A 4,981-nucleotide genomic window follows, 5' to 3' on the forward strand; every position below is an offset into this window, starting at 1 on the left:
AGCGCGCCAGTCTGAGAGTAGCAATTCTGGAGCGATCGGCGCAAAATACCTTTCGCATCGGCGAAACGGTTCCCCCGAACATCCGATCGCCTCTGGGAGAACTAGGAGTCCTGGATATCCTGGAGACGGGAGAACATCTCCCCTCTCTGGGCAACCGCTCTGCCTGGGGAAGCCCAGAATTGGGTTTTCGGGATTTCTTTTTTTCTCTCCAGGGAAATGGCTGGCATTTAAACCGCAGTCGGTTCGATGCCTCCCTAGAAGAGAGAGCCGTGCAAAAGGGCGCTATTCTCAGGCGAGGGATGCGCTTAGTCGGGAGCGATCGCCAGGACAACGGCCAATGGCATCTAGAATTTCTGGATGCAGAGGGGACGCGATCGCAATTAAAAGCCACTTTTGCGATCGATGCCACCGGACGGCGGAGCGCCTTCGCCTGCCAACAGGGAGCTAGTCCGGTCAGAATAGACGGCTTGCTGGGGATAGCGACAGTGTTCGAGTTAGAAAAACAGGCTAGGGTAGATCGCTACACCTTGCTAGAAGCGGCGGAGTTGGGTTGGTGGTATGCAGCCCACTTGCCAGATAATCGAGCGATTGTTACCTTAATGAGCGATCGGCAACTCTTGCGCCAACATCCATTTTCTCGCTGGGAAAACTGGAAGGCCGATCTGGAAAAAACCCGCTATGTTAGAGAAATGGTTGCCGGGGCCACTTCTATCTCCAGGCTCCAGATCCAACCGGCTATTTCTCAATACTTAGATGCAATGGTAGGGGAGGGTTGGCTGGCAGTGGGGGATGCCGCTTGTACCTTCGATCCCCTTTCTTCGGCGGGGATATACAAGGCATTGACATCGGGGCTTTGGGCTGCTGAAGCGACTCTGGGCTACTTAAATGGAGATCAAGAAGCCTTGAGGGAATACGAATCTCGGACTCGGCGTCAGTTTGAGTTGTATCTCGAAGACCGACGCAAGTATTATAGTCTGGAAAGGCGCTGGCCTTTGTCTCCATTTTGGCAGCCACGCCGCCTTCAGATTGGCCTTTCTCCGTCACAAAAATTGTGGTGGGAGCGATCGCCCGAAAGCGATCGGCAACTCAAACGGCTGAAGATGTACTTACCCCGTCAAGAGTTGCATCTGCTGTGCGAACTCTGCCTTGGAGGGAAAGCCGCTAGCGATGTGGTCGGGGAGTTTCTCGCTCGTTGCGATCGACTTTCGGCTTATCGAGCGATCGAGGCCCTGCAATATTTGTTAGCACAGCAAATTCTAGTTGGCGATCGGCATAAGGCGGGACTAAAAATAAGTCGGTAGACTGGAAAATTTCAACAGCCCATAATCAATATTGGAATAGTAAAATTGTCCACAAAGAAATAGCCGAACATTGGTAGGGGTAGGCTAGAAAGTCAGTAGAAGGAATTTCGAGTTGGAACACTTGTAGAACAAAACCAATCATTCACGCTATCGAAAATAGATGAGGCGGCGATATAACTGTCGCCCTTGCTCCGCCAACGCCAACCTAACAGAAGTAAGAAGTAGAGCAATTTATTTTTTTTGGGAAAAAAGTGTGAGAAAATCACACCGAATCAAATACAATGCTCGAGAAAGCAAAAAACGGCGTTGCTGATGCGTGGGTATGATATTATGTCCGGTAGCATCGTTTGTGTATAAAATAAATCACAATTGCAAGAAACCCTTCTGCCTCCTGCTTTCTGCCCTCTGCCTTCCCTCCACCAAGGTGTAAGTATTCAAGCGGACATGATATGATTTGTATTTGTTGGCAATTACTAAACTATTGAATAACAAATACTTGAGATTATTTAGTTTTTATTTTCATACCTTGATTCAGCAACGCCTCTTTTTCAAGTACCATTAGCAACAGTTATCTTTAACCACAAAAGCTTTATTATGTCAGAACCAGCACAATTTCCTCAATTGTCCGATGATGATTTGAAACGCATTTTGATACCACCGACAGCAAAGAAAAAGCCTTTGCGTGTGGTTATGGATACGGACTTTAATAATGAAGTAGATGATTATTTTGCTCTAGCTTGGTTATTGCTACAACAGTTGTCTCCCTCAAATGAACTAAATCAAGTTAACCTGGAAGCTGTATATGTAGCACCTTTTTCATTTGAAGCCAGGCTTAATAAGTTGATTAAAGCTTATAAGATTGATGACATTGATGAGAATGACAGGACTGAACAGCAAAAAGCATTTTTATCGGGTTATCAAACAAGAATTGAATCAATCAAAGAATTGGGTATTACCCAAGATGATCTAAAAGATGACTCTCACCTAAATGGCGAAAAAAATGGTGGCATAGATGAAAGTTATGATAGCATATTAAAGCTATTTGAACTTATGGGTTGTGATGCCCAGGAAAAGGTATTTAAAGGTGCAACTCACTTTATGAGAAGTGCCTCTGAACCAGAGCAAAGTGAAGCGGTAGAACATTTGGTTGAGTTGGCATTAACTGCTTCTCCAGAAGAGCCGCTTTATGTTATAGCGATCGCTGCTCCAACTAATATTGCTTCAGCTATACTAATGAACCCAGATATATTACCAAATATTGTTGTCATTTGGGATGCGGGTTTTCCGACTAATGTTCGCCATCTGGTCAATGGTTCCCTTAATCTAGAACAAGATTTATATGCTTCGCAACTCTTATTCAACAGTGGCGTGCCTTTGGTTTATATCCCTGGATTTTATATCGCTCAACAATTAAATATGTCCTTGTCCAATCTCAGGGACTGGTTTCAAGAATCTGGAGAAGTGGGTAAGTTCCTGTGCGATCGCTATATGGATAATCCCCTATTTGATTTTTATGGCATCCCCAAACCCGAAGGTTTATCCGATCCCCGTTGGATAGGTCGCAGTTGGGTGATTTGGGATATCGCGAATGTCGCTTGGTTGTTAAACCCAGGTTCCGTACCATCAAGCTTGGTTAAGTCCCCAATTCTGACCAACGAGAAAAAATGGGAGGTGAACCCAGACGGACATTGGATGCGGGAAGCTCATCAAATTTCGGTGAATGCTATTTTTCCCCAGTTTGCCGAACAATTAAAGAATTGGTCATCTCGATAAAGCAATGGGATTATTTGGTCTTGTCTGTCTCTTTATTCAGGCACCCTCCCTTATTTTGAAAGAGCATCTGATGCAATTGAGAAATCCTCGATCGCCCTCTTTCAAAAAGGTCTATTTTCTATTTTATGGTCAGGTTTGATTGTAGGATGGAGAGAAGGAGGAAAAGGCGATATAGCTGCTGCTAGGGTCCCCCTTTTCTTGAGGTCATGCTTCCCTTTCCATGTCGCGCAGCGTTTTATGTCGGCTCTTAGCCGAAAACGCCGACTTAACAGAAGCAAAAACTTAGGCAATTTATTTCTTTTTGTGAAGGAGTGTTAGAAAACTATACCAAGCTAAATATAAAGCTTGAGAAACTAAAAAAACAAAGGAGAGATTCTTAGTGCAAAACTTGAAACGACCAATGATTCGGCTTTTAGCCGTTATCTTTTCTACAGTCTTGGGAACGCTGTTAATGTTAGGCGAGCCTGCCTCTGCCATAGCCTCAGATAGTGCTAACTCTATATGTGCGACATCCTGTGATAATACTGAAGCTGCAATTGAGTGCCTCAAAGAGATGTTCGTTGACAAGGTGCAGATGGGACGGATTGAAGATGGGCAAGACCCCGCCCGTCGCCCCGTTTTTCTGCGCTTACATGGCGTTGCCCACGGACGCTTAGAAATTGTTCCCGATCTACCAAAAAATTTGATGGTTGGTCTATTTAGCAAACCTGGAAAAAGCTATCCAGTCTGGGTTCGTTATTCCAGCGATATCCGCGATGGATATCTAGACCATAAAACTACAGTGGGTATCGGGATTAAAGTTTTTGACGTTCCGGGAAAAAAAATCCTCTCTCCCGACGAAGATGCTCCTACCATGGACTTGCTTTTGCAAAACATAGATATCTTTTTTGTAGATAATGCACAGAAGATGTGTGAATTTACGAAAGCTGGTTTTACTGGTGACAGGGACAAATGGTTGGCAGATCATCCCACAACAGCAGCAATTCTTGCAGAAATGGCTAAGGAAGTGCCTTCTGTCCTCGACACCGATCTCTGGAGCGCCATACCCTTTCATTTTGGAAAAGAGGATAGCCCTAATCATACATATAGCAAGTACAAATTAGAGCCAGAGGAAGTTCCAGAAGCAGAAAGTGAACCCGATTACAACTATATAAGTTATTTGCATACTGACTTAGTGCAGCGACTTAAAAAAGGTGAGGCACGGCTGAAGCTTTTCGTTCAGTTGCAAACAAACGAGCAAGAAATGCCTACCGATCAGGCAACTGTTCGCTGGGACGAAGAAGAATCGGAACCCATTCACGTTGCGACACTGATTCTTCCTCAGCAAGACATAACCGCCCGAGGACAAGCAGAATATGGTGAAACACTATCTTTTCACCCGTGGCGCACTCTGGAAGAACACAAACCAGTTGGTTCCATTGCAGAAGCTCGGAAGGTTGTCTACCAAGCTTCAGCAGAGCTTCGACGCAATGTCAATGGGGAACCTATCGGAGAACCGCAAGTCCCTCGGCCTAACGCCGTTTGGCCGGCAGCGCCACAAGGGTGTCAAGATAATCAGTGAAACTAGAGGCGATTAGCAAAAAAAACAACACTAAAATTAAAGGAGTAACTAAATATGAATTTGGACAACATAGTTCGCGCCGCCATTCATCCTGGAATTGGAATAGCCCGCGTGGGAAATAGTCAGCTTGAAGGTGAAAATGGCTATTACATCGGGCCAGAAACTATCGAGCCTACTTCAGAGAGTACTCGTGATGACAACGGAGCGATTAAACGTGAAGCGGCTCGATTCCGAATTTATGGCTACAATGCTGCTGGTCAAGTTGTTGGAGAACTCAAGGATACTGATCAAGAGGCAACTTACCGATGATTGATACGATTGTAATCGCCCCACTAAAAACAAGCAG

General features: G+C 45.1%; 4 protein-coding genes. All 4 read left to right on the forward strand.

Features of this window, described 5'->3' with window-relative positions:
- Window positions 1–269 precede the first annotated feature (269 nt).
- The 4 genes from F6K13_RS17840 (at window position 270) to F6K13_RS17855 (ending at window position 4,944) form a co-directional block, all read left to right on the forward strand.
- Window positions 270–1,301 (forward strand): tryptophan 7-halogenase, encoded by a 1,032-nt coding sequence (locus F6K13_RS17840; protein WP_287287930.1) that lies wholly within the window; start codon window positions 270–272, stop codon window positions 1,299–1,301.
- Between the two features lie 594 nt (window positions 1,302–1,895).
- Window positions 1,896–3,074 (forward strand): nucleoside hydrolase, encoded by a 1,179-nt coding sequence (locus tag F6K13_RS17845; protein WP_287287927.1) that lies wholly within the window; start codon window positions 1,896–1,898, stop codon window positions 3,072–3,074.
- Window positions 3,075–3,525: 451 nt separating this feature from the next.
- Window positions 3,526–4,635, forward strand: a complete 1,110-nt coding sequence (locus F6K13_RS17850; protein ID WP_287287928.1) for a hypothetical protein — start codon at window positions 3,526–3,528, stop codon at window positions 4,633–4,635.
- 54 nt (window positions 4,636–4,689) lie between these two features.
- Window positions 4,690–4,944 (forward strand): LodA/GoxA family CTQ-dependent oxidase, encoded by a 255-nt coding sequence (locus tag F6K13_RS17855; protein ID WP_287287929.1) that lies wholly within the window; start codon window positions 4,690–4,692, stop codon window positions 4,942–4,944.
- Window positions 4,945–4,981 lie beyond the last annotated feature (37 nt).

It is taken from the genome of Okeania sp. SIO2B9, from assembly GCF_010672505.1.
Classification (GTDB): domain Bacteria; phylum Cyanobacteriota; class Cyanobacteriia; order Cyanobacteriales; family Microcoleaceae; genus Okeania; species Okeania hirsuta.

Coding starts and splice junctions, on each gene's coding strand:
- F6K13_RS17845 (WP_287287927.1), top strand. CDS start 1,896: ATGTCAGAACCAGCACAATTTCCTCAATTGTCCGATGATGATTTGAAA.
- F6K13_RS17850 (WP_287287928.1), top strand. CDS start 3,526: ATGTTAGGCGAGCCTGCCTCTGCCATAGCCTCAGATAGTGCTAACTCT.
- F6K13_RS17855 (WP_287287929.1), top strand. CDS start 4,690: ATGAATTTGGACAACATAGTTCGCGCCGCCATTCATCCTGGAATTGGA.